Origin of the sequence: uncultured Bacteroides sp. (genome assembly GCF_937912035.1) — a bacterium.
GTDB lineage: Bacteria > Bacteroidota > Bacteroidia > Bacteroidales > Bacteroidaceae > Phocaeicola.
Map to the genome: position 1 here is coordinate 26,174 of NZ_CALDPF010000054.1, position 17,037 is coordinate 43,210.

A 17,037-nucleotide genomic window follows, 5' to 3' on the forward strand; every position below is an offset into this window, starting at 1 on the left:
TTTCTGTAATTGGGACTATTATATAATACTATTTACTATTTAAAAATTTATGAAGAAAATTTTATTGTTCTATTTGTTTAGTTTATATACTATAATTTTGAGCGCTTCTGAATTACTTGTTGAGGCAGAGAGTTTTACAAATAAAGGAGGTTGGGTTGTTGATCAGCAATTTATGGATCTGATGGGATCTTCTTATTTGATGGCTCATGGAATGGGTGTACCTGTAGCTGATGCCGAAACTGAAGTGGTTTTTCCGGAGTCAGGAAAATATAAAGTTTATGTCCGTACATATAATTGGACATCTCCATGGTATAATGGTAAAGGTCCTGGAAAATTTACATTGATTGTTGGAAATAGAAAACTGTCCAATCAATTAGGAACCGAAGGAGATAAATGGATTTGGCAGTATGCGGGAACAGTTTCTGTAAAATCCAATCTTCCTGTAAAGTTACAGTTAAAGGATCTGACTGGATTCAATGGTCGTTGTGATGCTATTTATTTTACACAGAATATGAATCCGGAATTACCGACTTCTTTAACAGATTTGTATGATATGCGTGAACGCTTATTAAATAAATCTCGTTCATCTACTTCCGCTGGTGAGTATGATTTGGTTGTGATAGGTGCCGGTATAGCAGGGATGAGTGCTGCTGTTTCTGCGGCACGTTTAGGTTGTAAAGTAGCTTTGATAAATGATCGTCCTGTGTTAGGTGGAAATAACAGTTCTGAAATACGTGTACATTTAGGAGGTCAGATATGTGTAGGTCCATACGAAAATCTGGGAAATCTTCAGAAAGAATTTGGTCCAACAAGAAAAGGTAATGCACAGCCGGCAGAGTTTTATGAAGATGAAAAGAAAATGGAGTGGATACTTAAGGAAAAGAATGTGAAACTTTTTATGAATTTCCGTGCTATAAAAGTTGAAAAATATGGGAATAGCATTAAGTCTGTGACTGCAAAACATATTGAGACAGGTGACGAGCTGTTTTTTTCAGCTCCGTTATTTGTTGATTGTACCGGTGATGGTACTATAGGTTATCTTGCCGGTGCAAATTATAGGATGGGAAGAGAATCAAAGTCTGATTTTGGAGAAACAACAGCGCCTGAAGTGTCTGATAGTCTTACTATGGGAGCTTCTGTACAATGGTATTCAATTAAAACAGATGCTCCGGCAAAATTCCCGGTTTTTGAATATGGCTTGAATTTTAATGAAGAAAGTTCTGAAAAGGTAACAATGGGAGAATGGACATGGGAAACAGGAATGAATTTTAATCAAATATATGATTTTGAACGTATAAGAGATTATGGTTTGATGGTAGTATATTCAAATTGGAGCTTCCTGAAAAATAAGTATACTAAGAAAAATGACTATAAGAATCGTACTCTGGGCTGGGTAGCTTATATTTCTGGAAAAAGAGAATCAAGACGTCTTATGGGAGATTATATTCTGAAGGAATCTGATTTCAGGAGATATATAGTTCATGAAGATGCAACTGCCTGTACAAGTTGGACTATTGATTTACACTATCCTGATCCTAAGAATACTGAATATTTTCCAAATGGTGAATTTAAGTCTATAGCAAAGCATATTAAGATTTATCCTTATCCTATTCCATATAGATGCTTATATTCAAGAAATGTAGATAACCTTTTTATGGCTGGTCGAAATATAAGCGTAACACATGTAGCTCTTGGAACAGTCAGAGTTATGCGAACAGCTGGTATGATGGGTGAGGTTGTAGGTATGGCTGCTTCTTTATGTAAAAAGTATAATGTTAAGCCTAGAGCAATCTATCTGGATTATCTTAAAGAATTAAGAGAGCTTATGAAGGAGGGTGTAGGTAATAAAGAATTACCTAATAATCAGAAATATAATACCGGCGCATCACTGAAAAAATATCCAGTTGTAGTAGAATAATAGAAAAAAATATCCTATTTGTAAGTTTTTTACATTTTAATATATTTAGAGGATTTCTTGTTTTTGTTTTAAGCTAGGGTGTACGTGTTTTGGTTGATTAATTGTTGTGACCTAACGTACCCTAGCTTATATTTTTTATGATAAATGTAAAATAAATATATGTTTATATCGTATGTTGGATATCGGTATATTATATAAAAATACATTTATATGTACTATTTTCCATTTATATTGTTTTATTTATCTGTTACTTTCGCATTACTCTTTTATAGAAGAGCCTTTCTATATAATCTTTGTTTAACTTAATAATTAGATTATAGAAGACAGAAAAAGTAAATCTTTGTTTAATTACTTTAAATAGATATGTTGGTTATTTCTTCGTTGATTTGTTTGAAGAATATTGCCAGCATTGGTGTAGTTTTTAGGAATAAAGTGTTTTAAGACGTCAGATTATAATCTTATATTGTATAATTAAATTTTATATTATGGAATCATTTGTAAGGAAATTATGCGCCGGATTGATGTGTGTATGTGGATTGTCTGTTTATGCTACAGATTATTATGTGGCAACAGATGGAGATGATATGAATGTAGGTAGTATTGAAAAACCTTTTGCAACTTTGTCTAAAGCTCTTAAATTAGTTCAACCTGGTGATAATATATATCTGCGTGGAGGTGAATATAATGTTACTGAAGATTGGATTATGGACAGGACTGGAAATAAGAATTATGCTAAGGTGTTTGATATTAAACAGAAGGGAAGTTCATCAAGTCCTATTTGTGTTATTGGTTATGAAGGGGAACGGCCGGTACTTAATATGGAGCAAATCAAACTTACAGATCGCCGTGTTGCCGTATTTTATATTTCTGGTAGTTATTGGAGATTCAAAAATTTTGAAGTTATAGGTACTCAGGTAGCAATTAAAGGCCATACTCAGTCTGAAGCTTTTCGTATTGAAGGAGGAAATAATAATATATTGGAAAATATAGATGTACATGATGGTATGGCTATAGGTTTTTATTTGGTGAAAGGTATGAATAATTTAGTTTTGAATTGTGATGCTCATGATAATTATGATGGATATTCTGAAGGTGATTCAGGGAATGTAGATGGATTTGGGGGACATGCAAATAAGGAAACTAGTACTGGAAATATATTTAGAGGTTGTCGTGCTTGGAACAATGGAGATGATGGTTTTGATTTGATTAATTGTTATGCTTCATATATTATAGAGAATTGTTGGGCATTTCGTAATGGATATAAACCTCATTCCATAGAATCTTCTGGTGGAAATGGAGCTGGTTTTAAATCTGGTGGATATGGTATGGGAGATTTAAAAAAGGTACCAAATCCGATACCGCAACATACAGTACGTTATTGTTTAGCATATTATAATCGTCAGCAAGGATTCTATGCTAATCATCATCTTGGAGGATTGATTTTTGAAAACAATACAGCTTATAAAAATCCAAGTAATTATAATATGTTGAATAGAAAATCGTCAAGTGAGGCTGTAGATGTACCTGGATATGGACATATTATTAAAAATAATTTATCATTAAGTCCTCGTAATTCTGGGGATTCCCCACAGCATTTAATTAATATAGATAATAATCTTTCTGAAATAAAAAACAATTCATTTGCACCAAATGACTTGAATTTGTTAGAGTCTGATTTTGTGAGCTTGAATGAACAAGAACTAATGGGACCTCGTAAATCTGACGGAAGTCTTCCTGATATAAATTTTTTACGATTGACAAATAATGCAAATTTTCGTTTCTCTGGAATGGGATGTTTTGTAAATGATGAGGCTGTTGATTATAGTTGGATAAAAGAACCAGCAATTGTACTGGAAAATGGAGTGGCTCGTATTGTTGGCGATAATTCTAACTCTTTTAATAAATTTTACGTTAATGAAAAAGAAGTAAGTATAGAAAATGGAGTTGTTGATTTGACTTCAATGAGTGGAAAATTAAACTTGAAAGCAACAAGTGAAAATGGAGCAGCTGCAACTCTTCTTATTAATAAATAATAAACGTGTAAGTTATGAGAACATTATTAAGTATTCATTTTTTCTGTATATTGTTTTTGGGAATAGTTGCTAATGTGTTAACTTCTTGTAAAGATGAGGTGGAAGGTGTATCTGAATTATCTCTTGAACAAACTGAAATTCAGATAAAAGAAGGAGAGATGGTTTCTGTAAAAATAATTGGAGGAAGTGGAAATTATCAAATTTCTTTATCAGATGAGAAATTAGTTGTTGCACAGATAGAAAATAATAAAATAAATATCAGTGCACTATTGGCTGGTAGTGTAACTTTAACTGTTACTGATGACAATGGCCAAACAGTAGTCCTTAATATTATTATTACCTCTAGAATAATGGATTCAGATAGACAGAGGTTTGTTTGGACAAATAGTATATTTCTAGATGAACCTAATGGTTGGGGGTTGACTGTTTTTGAAAATAAGGTCGCTGTAACTTCTTGTGTGGATCAGATTCAATATGTGTTGGAATGGGAAGGAGATTCTACAATAGGAAAGAAGTTAAATGCTATTTTGACTACTTATAAAAAAGGTGAAGATCCTAGTAAAATAGAATTAACTGGACTTGAAATATTGGATATTAAAGAGCAATGTTATTTTATTACTTTTTCTGTTGATAATAAGATTGGTGAACTTGTTTTTATAAAGTAGCCATTAATTTTTTGTTAGGGAAATATACGATATGAAAATTAATATGTTGTATGCAATCTCTCAATGTATCTTATTAGAAATATGGAGTTAATTATAAATACTTTTATGATTTTCAAAAGCATATATAGGTTTAGACATTGATTTTGACTTGTGAGAATTACATGAAAATACATTTATATGTACGATTTTCTATTCCTATAATTTGACTTATCAATTACTTTTGCAATACAATTTATAAAAGAGTTTTTTAATATTTGCTTTGTTTAACTTAATTATTAAAGTATGAGAGACAGAAAGAAAACAACTCTGTTGAACTGCCGAAAACAACATCGGTGGTTATTTCTCTTTAGTTTACTTGCTGGAACAATGGCTCCTCCTATGGGAGTCCAGCATTTGTCGGCTGCTACAAATATCGTGCAGCAAAATGTGTCTATAGTTGGTAAAGTTGTAGACAGTAACGGAGAACCTATTATTGGTGCAAATGTTATAGTGGAAAAACAGTCTACTAATGGTACCATTACTGATATTGATGGTATGTTTAGGTTGAATGTACCTAAAGGTGCCAAGTTAATAGTCTCCTTTATTGGATATTCAACTCAAACTGTAGTTGCAAAACCTGATATGGAGGTCGTTCTTAAAGATGATTCACAAATGTTAGGTGAAGTTGAGGTTGTGGCTTATGGTGTACAGAAAAAAGTTTCTGTAACAGGATCTATAGCCAGTGTTAAAGGTGAAGAGTTGGTGAAAACTCCAACAGGATCTATTTCCAATATGTTGTCTGGTCAGATGGCTGGTTTGACTACAGTACAGTATTCTGGAGAACCTGGTAGTGATGCTGCTCAGATATTTGTTCGTGGTCAGGCTACATGGAATCAATCTGCTCCTCTTATTCAGGTAGATGGTGTAGAACGTGATTTTAATGATATTGACCCAAATGAAATTGAAAGTATTTCTATTTTGAAGGATGCTTCTGCTACAGCTGTATTTGGTGTACGTGGTGCCAATGGTGTTGTATTGATTACAACAAAACGTGGTAGAGAAGGTAAAGCAAAAATCTCAGTATCTTCATCAGCAAGTATTATTGCTCCTACAAAACCTATTGAGATGGTTAATTCGTATCAGTATGCTACGTTTTATAATATGATAAATAAATTGGATGGAACTGAACCTGTATTTGATGAAAAAATTATTCAGAAGTTTAAGGATGGTTCTGATCCAATTCGTTTTCCTAGTGTAGACTGGATTGATTATTGTTTGAAAGATATGGCAATCCAGACTCAGCATAATGTTAATATTTCAGGTGGTACAGACCGTATTCGTTACTTCATTTCAGCTGGTGCCTATACACAGGGAGGTTTATTTAAAGAGTTTGATTTACCTTACAATCTGTCTTATCAGTATAATCGTTTCAATTACCGCTCTAATTTGGATATTGATGTAACCAAGACTACTACTTTGACAATGAATATTGCAGGTAATGTGAATAATTCTTCAAAACCTTATACAGGTCAAGGTAGTGCTGGTATGCTGATAAATATGTATTATTCAACACCTTTCTCTAGTCCGGGCTTTGTTGACGGAAAATTGGTCAATGCAGCAAGTGATTATGCTGACTTGCGTTTACCTTTTGTTGGAGGCAATGGTTTAGGATATTATGGTGGAGGTTTTATGGCTACAAGTAATAATACATTGACCTCTGACTTACAGTTGAAACAGAAACTTGATTTTATTACTAAAGGCTTGTCTTTCCATATTAAAGGTTCATATAATAGTGGTTTTACAGCTTATACACAAGCTAGTGCTGGAATAGCTACTTATACCCCAGTGTTACAGGATGACGGAACTATAGCTTATAAGAAATATGGACAGAATAGTCAGTTAAAGTATGAGGATAAAAGTCCGGCTAAGTCACGTAACTGGTACATGGAAGCAGCTTTTAACTATGCTCGTAATTTTGGTGATCACCATGTAACTGGTTTAGTATTGTATAATCAATCAAAAACTTATTATCCTTCTGCTTATTCAGATATTCCAAGAGGTTTGGTAGGTTTGGTAGGTCGTGCAACATATGATTGGAAAAACCGCTATTTGGCTGAATTTAATGTTGGTTACAATGGTTCAGAAAACTATGCTCCAGGTAAACGTTTTGGTACTTTCCCTGCTGGTTCTATAGGTTGGGTAGTAAGTGAAGAAGATTTCTGGAAACCTGTAAAGCCAGTAGTTAGTTTCTTGAAATTCCGTTATACATTGGGTATGGTTGGTAATGACAGTTTTGATGGAAATACTCAACGATTCCTATATTTGGCCGATCCATATACTGTAAATAACTCTACATTAATAAATCGTGATGGTCATGGTTTCTTGTTTGGAATCAATAATTCTACTGCAAGCCCTGGTGCATATGAAAGTTCTAAAAATAATCAGGATGTAACTTGGGAAAAAGCATTAAAAATGAACTTTGGTGTTGATGCCAATTTCTTTAATGATCGTCTTCGTACAACATTTGATTATTATCATGAAGATAGAACTGATATTATGTTGCAGGATGGAACAGCTCCTTCAGTATTGGGATTTGCACTTCCGGTTGCTAATTTAGGTTCTATGTGTAGTTGGGGATGGGAGCTTTCATTGAAATGGAATGATCAGATTGGAAGCGATTTTCGTTATAATTTAGGCTTGAACCTTATGTATAACCAGAATAAGGTTGTAGAGCGCAAGGAAGCACCTGTAAACTATGAATATATGTATCAAAAAGGACGTAGATTAGGAGCTAGAAGTCAATATTTATTCTTTGAGTATTATGATCCTGAAACTACTCCGGCACGTTATAAAGAAGTATATGGTGTTGAAATGCCAGAACAGTTGGCAGCAGACCAATTGCAGGCAGGTGACTGTGTATATGTTGACTTAAGTGGCGATGGTAAAATTGATGCTAATGATATGTCACGTGATTATGGATTTACAGATGATCCTGAATATATGGCCGGTTTGAATATGGGATTCTCTTGGAAAGGATTAGATGTGTCTATGCAATGGACAGGTGCTTGGAATGTAAGTAGAAGTATTTCCAGTGTATTCCGTAAGCCATTTACTGATAGAAATGATTCAGATCAGGGTGGTTTGTTATCTTATATGCTAGATAATACATGGACACCTGAGAATCCTGATCCTAATGCTGCTTATCCTCGTCCTACATTTACTCGTGATACAAATAACTATGTAGAATCAACATTGTGGGAAAAGGATTCTAAATATCTTCGTTTGAAGAATCTGCAGATTGCTTATAATTTTGATTTACCTTTTATGAAAAAATTGAAGTTGAATACTTTCCAATTGGCTTTGACTGGTTATAATTTACTAACCTTTACTCCTTATATTTGGGGAGATCCTGAGTCTAGAGCAAGTAGTTCTCCTTCTTACCCTTTGACAAAAACGTATTCGTTGAGTCTGAAATTAGGTTTTTAACATTATATGTATAGAAAAATGAAGAAATATAATAATTGGATATTAAGGCTTGCTTCAGGAGTTTTTGTTACTTCTATGTTGGCTACCTCTTGTGTAGATGAAATCAAGTTTGGTAGCGCATTCCTGGAAAAGGCTCCAGGTGGTTCTGTGACCAAAGATACAGTTTTCAATAATGCTGAGTATACTCGTCAGTTCCTTAATAATCTGTACGGTATGCAATATTATGGCCTTCCATATAAAAATGTAAGTAATCAGGAAAGTTCTAATAATTATGTTGGTAAACCTGAAGCATTGACAGATTTGTATGTATTTACTTATTCCGGCGCTGGTATTACTGGACCTTATTTTTCAGGAACACATTCTGCAAATTATGGTAAGCGTTCGGATAAATTTGATTATCTTAGAAATAATATTTGGGAAGCTGTTCGTGCTGCATGGATGTTGATAGAAAATATTGATGCTGTACCAGGATTAAGTGATGATGAAAAGAAGTCAATGGTAGCTCAGGCTAAATGTATTCTTGCATCTCGTTATTTTGATGTTTTCCGTCATTATGGAGGAGTTCCTTTGATTAAATCAACGTTTTCAGGAACAGATGCATCTTATTCGATGCCTCGTAATAGTGTGGAGGAAACTGTGAATTTTATGGTACAATTGTTAGATGAAGCTGCAGCTGTTTTACCATGGAGTGTCGAGACACCTGCTTCAGATGCTGGACGTTGGAATCGTGCTGCTGCTCTTGCTTATAAATGTAGAATTTTACAGTTCGCTGCGTCTCCTTTGTTTAATGATGATGAACCTTATTATCCAGGTGTGACAGACAATCCGGCTATTTGGTATGGTGGATATAAAGCTGAATTGTGGGATCGCTGTTTGGAAGCCTGCGATCAGTTCTTCACAGAACTGGGAAATAATGGTGTATATCATTTGCAGCAGGCTAATGGTACACGTCCGGAAGACTATCGTTTGGCTTATCGTTCAGGTTATGCAAACTTGGATAGTCCTGAAGTTCTGTTGAGTACTCGTGTTATTGATTATGATGCTTTTAAATCAAGTCACTACAATTGGCATCAGTGGGGAGATCCATTGATGAGTATTCATCGTGGATATAGTCCTACTCAGGAATATGTTGAAATGTTCCCATGGAAGGATGGAACACCTTTTGATTGGGAAAAGACAAAGGCTGAGGGAAAATTGGATGAAATGTTTCTGACTGGTAATGCTGAAGACCAGAATATATCATTAACTCGTGATCCACGTTTGTATGAAGAAGCTGTTGTTAATGGTATGCAGATTTCAATGGACTGGACTACAGGAAACATGTCAGGTCGTAGCTTTGAAGCATGGTATGGTGGTAAAGATGCCGGTGAAGGTCCGAAAACACAAACAGCTTCCTTTGCTACAGGATATGCTCCGATGAAGTTTTTGATGGGTAATGATATGCTTCGTCGTTATGTTCATTGGCCTTGCGTTCGTTTGTCTGAATTGTATTTAATTTATGCTGAAGCTTTGATGCAGAGTCAGAAGGGTGATATGCAAAAAGCTATAGATCAGATTGATATAGTACGTGCGCGTGTAGGTATGAAAGGATTAGTTGAATGTAATCCTGATAAAAATCTGTTGACAGATAAGAATGCTCTGCTTGAAGAAATTTTGCGTGAACGTGCATGCGAATTAGGTATGGAAGATGCACGTTTCTTTGACTTGATTCGTTATAAGCGTGCTGATGTATTTTCTAAACAACTTCATGGATTATTGATGTATCGTTTGGATGAAAATGGCCAGCGTCGCGATGTACCATGGTATGGTAAGGATGATAAGAACATGCCTTTCCCAAGTAAATATGAGTATGAAAAGTATGAATTGGATAATCCTGTACGTTACTGGTGGACTAATGGATTTGATCCTAAATGGTACTTGTCTCCTTTCCCTGCAACAGAAGTAAACAAAGGGTATGGATTGGTACAGAATCCGGGATGGTAATGAACATACTAACAACATTTTTTTGATTGAATGATTATGAATAAAAATAAATTGATAATTTCTACTTTCTGTGTCGCAGTAGCTGTACAATCCAATGCTCAGGAATCTAAAGACAGTATATCTGCTGGTGTACCGGAGAAGTATGGCAAAATGGTACAAATTGGGTATCAGAAAGCACAGACACTAGAAGAAACTACTGCTTCAACTTCTATTATATATAATGAAGAGTTTAACAAACGTAGTGCAAAGAATATTGCCAATTCTTTATTTGGTTATGGAACAGGTTTGACAGTTTTGCAAGGTGCAGGTTCTTATGCTGATCATAATCCAACTTTATTGGTAAGAGGTCTGAAAACTCTTTCAGGAACAAAAACATTGATATTGGTTGATGGTATTGAACGTGACATCAAGGATATTACAGCAGAGGAGGTTGAATCTGTAAGTATATTAAAAGATGCAGCTGCTGTAGCTTTGTATGGTTATAAAGGTATTGATGGTGTTATTAATATCACAACTAAACGTGGTAAATATAATTCTAAAGAGATTAAATTTAAGTATGAGCATGGCAATGGTTGGCAGGTACGTAAGCCTCAATTTGTAGACAGTTATACTTATGCCAATGCTATGAATGAAGCTTTAAAAAATGATCAGCTTTCTCCACGTTATCTGCCAGAAGAATTAGAGGCATTTAAGAGCGGAAAATATCCTTTCTTGTATCCAAATGTAGATTGGATGGGTGAAACTTTCCGTAATCACGATGCTACTAATATTTATAATATCAGTTTCCGTGGTGGTGCCAGTAAGTTCCGTTATTATGCAATGGCCGATTTGACAACAAATAAGGGTTTTATAGCTAATCCTTATATGAATGAAGGTTATTCTACTCAGGATCAATATTCAAAAGCTAACTTGCGTACAAACTTGGATATAGATTTGACTGAGAACACCAAATTGAAACTGAATATTTTAGGATCACTTTCCGAAACTAGGGCACAAAGTGGAGATTTATGGGATATGATTTACACTTTACCTTCTGCTGCTTTTCCTGCTCGCCTTGAGAATGGTGTATGGGGAGGTAATTCTATTTGGGCAGGTACAAAAAATCCTGTAGCTATGTCTCAAGCTTCTGCCTATACAAAATATCATGAAAGAACTCTTTTTGCCGATATGACATTGACGCAGGATCTTTCTATGATTACACCAGGATTGGGTGCGAGTGCTTTGTTGGCTTACGATAACTATGCCCAGTATTATGAGGATCATTCCAGAACATTTGTTTATGGTAGTAATACTGTAACCGCATGGGAAAACGGTGTACCTACAGAAACAGCTTATTATACAGATGGTAAAGATTCTTCTATGGGAACCGGATCAAGTTGTAATGCTTTTACCCGTGCGTTTAATTTTGCAGCTACTTTGTTCTATGACAAGCAGATTAATGATGATAATAAGATTTATAGTCAGTTGAAGTGGGATTATGAATATCGTAATAATAAAGGTGTAGACCAAACATGGTATAGAGGAAATGCATCTTTCTTTACTCATTATGGCTATAAAGATAGATATTTTGCAGATTTGACATTAGTGGCTTCTGTTTCTAATATGTTGGCTCCAGGTCATAGATGGGGATTCTCACCAACTTTAGGTTTGGCTTGGGTTATGTCAAAAGAAGACTTCCTAAAGGATGTTTCATGGATTGACTTTATGAAGTTACGTGCATCTGCAGGTATTATCAATACAGACCGTATCCCTGAATCCAATTATTGGGAACAAACATACGGAAGCGGTAATGGTTATGCATTTGATACAAACTACTCTGTAGGTACCAGTTCTTGGACATTAGGACGTTTGGCTTCTCTTAATTCTACTCATGAAAAAGGTTATAAATATAACTTCGGTTTGGATATGAGTTTGTTTAAGGGGTTGGATATTAATTTTGATACATATTATGAAAGACGTTCTGATATTTGGGTATCTTCAAGCGGTCATTATTCCAGTGTGTTAGGTTTTACAGCTCCGTATGAAAATGGTGGTATCGTTGATAGTTGGGGAGCTGAACTTGGAGTGAAATATAATAAGCAGTTCGGAGATGTATTACTTAATCTAGGTGGAAATCTGGCTGTAGCTAAGAATAAAATAGTAGAGCAGATGGAAGAACCGAAAATGTATGAGAACCTTGTTACAACAGGAGATCGTTTAGAGCAAATTTACGGTTTGGTAGCTGAAGGTCTTTTTAAGGATCAGGCGGAAATAGATGACAGTCCTAAACAGTCTTTTGGAACAGTACGTCCAGGTGATATCAAGTACAAGGATATTAACGGTGATAAAGTAATTGATGCAAATGATAAGGTTGCTATAGGTTACAGTACTTCAGCTCCTGAAATCTATTATTCTTTCAATTTAGGAGTAGAGTGGAAAGGTCTTGGTTTAGATGCTATGTTCCAGGGTACAGGACGTTATTCAGCTGTATTGAATACTAAGAGTTTATATTGGCCTTTAGTTAACAATACTACAATATCTCAAGAATATTATGATAACCGTTGGACTGAAGATAATCTTGATGCTAAGTATCCACGTTTGAGCTCTCAAAGTAATGAAAACAATTATCAGACTAATACATTGTGGCTGGCAGATCGTTCTTTCTTGAAGTTACGTTCTGTAGAATTATATTATAAGTTCCCACAAAATATGGTAAAGAAAAGCAAAATCTTAAGTAATGCCAAGATTTACGTAAGAGGAATTGATTTACTTTGTTTTGATAAAATAAAGATTTCTGATCCGGAATCTTATGGAGCAACTTATCCTTTGACAAGCAGTGTTGTTGCAGGTTTGACTATTGAATTTTAATGATTAATTTTTAAATTGAATTTTTATATGAAACTTAAGAATATATTAAGTGGAGTTGCCTGTACATTAGCTTTGACATCTTGTAATTGGGATTATCATGAATATTCCAATTACGGTAAAGATTATGTGCAGGAAACTTACGACAATGTGATAGGTATGGTTACCAATATATATGCCATGTTGGATTATGATTTTGGTCAAACATATAGTGGTGGAATGTTAGCTTCTGCTTGTGATGAAGCAGAATATGCTTACGTATCCAATGATATTTGTGACTTTACTAATGGATCATGGAGTCCGGCAAATCCAATGTCTTCTATTTGGACATCAAGTTTTAAAGGTATTCAGGCATGTAATCAATATTTGGCAGAATTTCAGGGGCTTACTTTTGATGAACTTAAACTGAACGATGACTATCGTGCTCAAATGTTCCGTTATCATAATAGTTTCAATGAGGCACGTTTTTTGAGAGCTTATTTCTATTTCAATCTGGCTCGTGCTTATGGTGATGTCCCTTATTTTACAGAGATGGTTTCAACAGATAAAGTTAATACATTGACTCGCACTCCGGTACAAGAAATTTTCAATTCAATAATCGAGGAATGTGATGAGTTATACTTCAAATTACCAGCTGATTATACAAAACTTGGACTTGATGGTATAAGTCCGGCAGAAAACGGTCGTGTAACTCGTTATGCGGCATTAGCTTTGAAAGCCAGAGCTGCATTGTATGCAGCAAGTCCTTTGTTTAATAAGAATAATGATAAAGAGCTGTGGAAAAGAGCTGCTGAAGCGAACAAGGCTGTTATAGATACTTGTGCTAAATATGATTTTAAGCTTGGTGAATATACTGAATTGTGGGGACCTGATAACTGGACAAACAAGGAAATGATTTTTGTTCGTCGTTATTTTGTAAATGGTGGAGACAATGTAATGGAAGGATATAACTTCCCAATGGGTGTTCCTGGTGGTAAATCAGGTAACTGTCCAACACAGAATCTGGTTGATGCTTATGAAATGAAGGCTACAGGTAAGTTATGGAATGAACCAGGAAGTGGTTATGATCCTGCTAATCCTTATGAAGGTCGTGATCCACGTTTTGCAATGACAATTGTAAAAAATGGAGATACTAAATGGCCTTCTAAAAATGCCAGTCCTATAGAGACCTTTTATGGTGGCTTAAATGCTGAGCCTCTCTCTGGTGCAACACCTACAGGTTATTATTTGAAGAAATATTTGGATTCTGCTATTGATTTAAGTGCAAGTAGTACTACTAATAAAGCACGTCATTCATGGATTACTTATCGTTTGGGTGAGTTTTACTTAAATTATGCAGAAGCAGTATTTAAATATACGGAATCGGCAGATGACCCTTCTGAATATGAAATGACAGCACGTGAAGCTGTAAATGTAATCCGTAATCGTGTTGGAGTTGAAATGCCTCCGTTGCCAACAGGACTCTCTTCTCAGGATTTCTGGACAAAATATCAGAATGAACGCATGGTTGAGCTTGCTTTTGAAGGTCATCGTTTTTATGATTTAAGAAGATGGAAAGAGGGTGATAAATTGAAGAGTATTACAGAAATGAAACTGACTAAAAATCCTGACGGTTCAATTACATACGAACGTAATGTAGTGAACCGTACTTGGGACGAAAAAATGTATTTATTCCCAATTCCTCAGTCTGAACGTTTAAAAAATCCTAATCTGGAACAGAATCCGGGATGGTAAATAAGAAAGGGGAAACTGAATATTCAGTTTCCCCTTTTATTCTATTTTGAGGTTAAATATACTTTTGTATCTTTACAATATAAATTATAAGGAGATATTTAAGTTTGTTATTCTAATTGATAAGTCTTTATTGTATTGACGAATAGACTTGTAAGTATTGAAAAATGATTATGAAGAATTTATTTGTTTTATTGTCGTTTTGTATTGTAATATTTTTAGGCTCTTGTTTGAGTGAGGAAAATGAACGTTGGTCTGATTTTTCAGGTGTGTATGTAACTGTAGCGGGAGATGATGTTCAGGGTTATCGTCTGTATACTGACTTTGATGCTGTTTTAGAACCAACCCAAGAAAGTCTTAGTCAATTGGAATGGTTAAAAGAGGCTAGGCGTGTGATAGTTGGTTTTGATATGATTGAGGAAACGGAGGAATTAAAACCAGGTCAAGTATATTCTGTTATATTGAAATCTGCTCAGCAAATACCAACATTTATTGTAGGAGTAGATACGTTAAGTGTAGATTACCAAAATGGAGGTAAAGATTCAATTGCTCTTAAAAATGAACCTATACGTTCAATTGAAGAAAGTAAAGGTTCGTTTTATGTAAAAAATGGGTATTTAAATTTAGTACCAACATTTGATTATTCTCCTGTTAATCCTGTTTATTTTTTGTTGTATTATGACGGTGTGAAAGATATTGATGTTGTTAATAACAAGTTTTGTCTAAATCTTTACTTTAATAATAGTACTGAGTCTCCTTATGGTGAAATTTCTTCATTTATCAGTATGGAAATACCTTATGGAATTTATTCTAGGTTTATTGGTGCTGGAAAAGAAGATTCAGACTCAATAACTTGCCGTTTGAATGTTGAAGCATTTTCAGGAAATAAAGAAATCGAATGTAAGTTATCTCTTAAAGACTTGCAATTACCATGATTATTATAGACAGTATGATCTGTTAAGTTTTAGGTGTACAATTACCTATGTAAATTGGATTATTTTCTATTTGTTATACAGTGTATTAGGAATACTTTTGTGTATTCACATATAAAAAAACTGTATAATATCATGAGAAAATTTTTTCTTTCAATTTCATTCTTTATGCTTTGTGGTGGATATGTTTCTGCCCAGTTTGGTAAATGTACACCGTCAGAGATGACCAGTTATAAAGATGCTCAGACCGGGCATACAATCACAGTATTGACTGATACTTTACAAAATGACCGCTTTCTTTATCAAACTGATCCTATGTGGACATCTGATGGAAAATATCTGATATTTCGTTCATCAAGCCGTGCTGGTGACAAAGAACAAGAAGAAATCATGCCGGATGGCAAAAAGCGCAAATGGAGGCCAACACAGATGTTTTTTATTGAGATGTCTACCGGTAAAATAATTCAGGCTACAGAAGGTACTGATTTGGGAGGCATATATTTGGCAAATAAAAGTAATCGTATGTTCATCAGCAGGAAACAGCAAGGTAAATGGAACATGTACGTTATGAATCTTGATAAATTTTTTGAAGATGTGAAACGTCAGAAAGTTGGACATCCTGCTGATTATGAAAGTCTGATTGGTACTTTCCCTACAGAAATGGGACGTCCGGGAGGCTTTGCTGTAGACTGTAACGATGATTATGCTTATATTACTGTAGAGCGTGAAGGAACACCTGAGGAGATGGAACGTATGAATAAGAATACATTTAAACCTGAAGGTAATCAGCCGATAAAGATTCAGCCAACTTTATGTGGTATTCGTAAGATGAACCTGGCAACAGGAAAAGTGGAAAAGGTGATTGATACCGAGTTTAAAGTTGGTCATATCCAAACCAGTCGTTTTACATCTGGAGAGATAGTTTTCTGTAATGAGACAGGCGGTGATGCTCATCAACGTATGTGGTTTTGTACTGCTGATGGAAAAGTATTTAAACCGTTGTATAAAGAAACAGCTCTTGATTGGGTAACTCATGAAACATTTGCTTCGAAAGACTATGTATATTTTAATGTTTTAGGTTTCCAGCCACGTTTACGTAAGCAGGCCAATGGTATTCTACGCATTAACTTACGTACTGATGATGTAGATTTGTTGGGGCAAGTTGAAATGGAGAAGGATCGTCAGGCTATTGAGGGACAGTTAGTTGGACGTGGTTTTTGGCATTGTAATGCCAGTCGTGATGATAGATGGGCTGTAGGTGATACATTTGGTGGAAATGTTTGGCTGATTAATCTACAGACTGGTGAACGTCATCAGTTAGTTTCAGATACAAAAATGCGTCCTGACCATGCACATCCTAGCTTTAGTCCTGACGGAACTAAGGTACTTTTACAATCCGGTCATTTTACAAATGGAAAACGATTAAATTTAATGATGGTGGATATTTCTTCATTTGATAATTAATA

9 protein-coding genes are annotated in these 17,037 nt (G+C 34.9%); all 9 read left to right on the forward strand.

Features of this window, described 5'->3' with window-relative positions; translation table 11 throughout:
- Positions 1-49: 49 nt before the first annotated feature.
- The 9 genes from Q0486_RS14860 to Q0486_RS14900 all read left to right on the forward strand — a co-directional run bounded on the left by Q0486_RS14860 (position 50) and on the right by Q0486_RS14900 (position 17,035).
- A complete protein-coding gene (locus Q0486_RS14860) occupies positions 50-1,918 on the forward strand; it encodes an FAD-dependent oxidoreductase (RefSeq protein WP_299235066.1) in 1,869 nt (622 codons plus the stop codon).
- Positions 1,919-2,403: 485 nt separating this feature from the next.
- Complete coding sequence (locus Q0486_RS14865) at positions 2,404-3,951, forward strand: DUF4990 domain-containing protein (protein WP_299235068.1); 1,548 nt, start codon at positions 2,404-2,406, stop codon at positions 3,949-3,951.
- A 14-nt stretch (positions 3,952-3,965) separates the two neighbouring features.
- Positions 3,966-4,616: a hypothetical protein gene (locus Q0486_RS14870; RefSeq protein WP_299235071.1), complete on the forward strand. Its 651-nt coding sequence runs from the start codon at positions 3,966-3,968 to the stop codon at positions 4,614-4,616.
- A gap of 282 nt (positions 4,617-4,898) precedes the next feature.
- Positions 4,899-8,081, forward strand: coding sequence for a TonB-dependent receptor (locus tag Q0486_RS14875; protein ID WP_299235074.1), 3,183 nt, complete (start codon positions 4,899-4,901; stop codon positions 8,079-8,081).
- A gap of 18 nt (positions 8,082-8,099) precedes the next feature.
- Positions 8,100-10,064: a RagB/SusD family nutrient uptake outer membrane protein gene (locus Q0486_RS14880; RefSeq protein WP_299235077.1), complete on the forward strand. Its 1,965-nt coding sequence runs from the start codon at positions 8,100-8,102 to the stop codon at positions 10,062-10,064.
- A gap of 36 nt (positions 10,065-10,100) precedes the next feature.
- The gene (locus Q0486_RS14885; RefSeq protein ID WP_299235081.1) at positions 10,101-12,911 is read left to right on the forward strand and encodes a SusC/RagA family TonB-linked outer membrane protein; all 2,811 of its coding nucleotides are present in this window, start codon (positions 10,101-10,103) and stop codon (positions 12,909-12,911) included.
- 27 nt (positions 12,912-12,938) lie between these two features.
- On the forward strand, positions 12,939-14,642 hold the full coding sequence (locus Q0486_RS14890; RefSeq protein WP_299235083.1) for a RagB/SusD family nutrient uptake outer membrane protein: 1,704 nt from the start codon (positions 12,939-12,941) through the stop codon (positions 14,640-14,642).
- 170 nt (positions 14,643-14,812) lie between these two features.
- A complete protein-coding gene (locus Q0486_RS14895) occupies positions 14,813-15,574 on the forward strand; it encodes a hypothetical protein (protein WP_299235085.1) in 762 nt (253 codons plus the stop codon).
- A 132-nt stretch (positions 15,575-15,706) separates the two neighbouring features.
- Positions 15,707-17,035 (forward strand): oligogalacturonide lyase, encoded by a 1,329-nt coding sequence (locus Q0486_RS14900; RefSeq protein WP_299235088.1) that lies wholly within the window; start codon positions 15,707-15,709, stop codon positions 17,033-17,035.
- Positions 17,036-17,037 lie beyond the last annotated feature (2 nt).

Excerpts from the sequence above, each read along its gene's own strand:
- Q0486_RS14860 (WP_299235066.1), top strand. The coding sequence starts at position 50 with ATGAAGAAAATTTTATTGTTCTATTTGTTTAGTTTATATACTATAATT.
- Q0486_RS14865 (WP_299235068.1), top strand. The coding sequence starts at position 2,404 with ATGGAATCATTTGTAAGGAAATTATGCGCCGGATTGATGTGTGTATGT.
- Q0486_RS14870 (WP_299235071.1), top strand. The coding sequence starts at position 3,966 with ATGAGAACATTATTAAGTATTCATTTTTTCTGTATATTGTTTTTGGGA.
- Q0486_RS14875 (WP_299235074.1), top strand. The coding sequence starts at position 4,899 with ATGAGAGACAGAAAGAAAACAACTCTGTTGAACTGCCGAAAACAACAT.
- Q0486_RS14880 (WP_299235077.1), top strand. The coding sequence starts at position 8,100 with ATGAAGAAATATAATAATTGGATATTAAGGCTTGCTTCAGGAGTTTTT.
- Q0486_RS14885 (WP_299235081.1), top strand. The coding sequence starts at position 10,101 with ATGAATAAAAATAAATTGATAATTTCTACTTTCTGTGTCGCAGTAGCT.
- Q0486_RS14890 (WP_299235083.1), top strand. The coding sequence starts at position 12,939 with ATGAAACTTAAGAATATATTAAGTGGAGTTGCCTGTACATTAGCTTTG.
- Q0486_RS14895 (WP_299235085.1), top strand. The coding sequence starts at position 14,813 with ATGAAGAATTTATTTGTTTTATTGTCGTTTTGTATTGTAATATTTTTA.
- Q0486_RS14900 (WP_299235088.1), top strand. The coding sequence starts at position 15,707 with ATGAGAAAATTTTTTCTTTCAATTTCATTCTTTATGCTTTGTGGTGGA.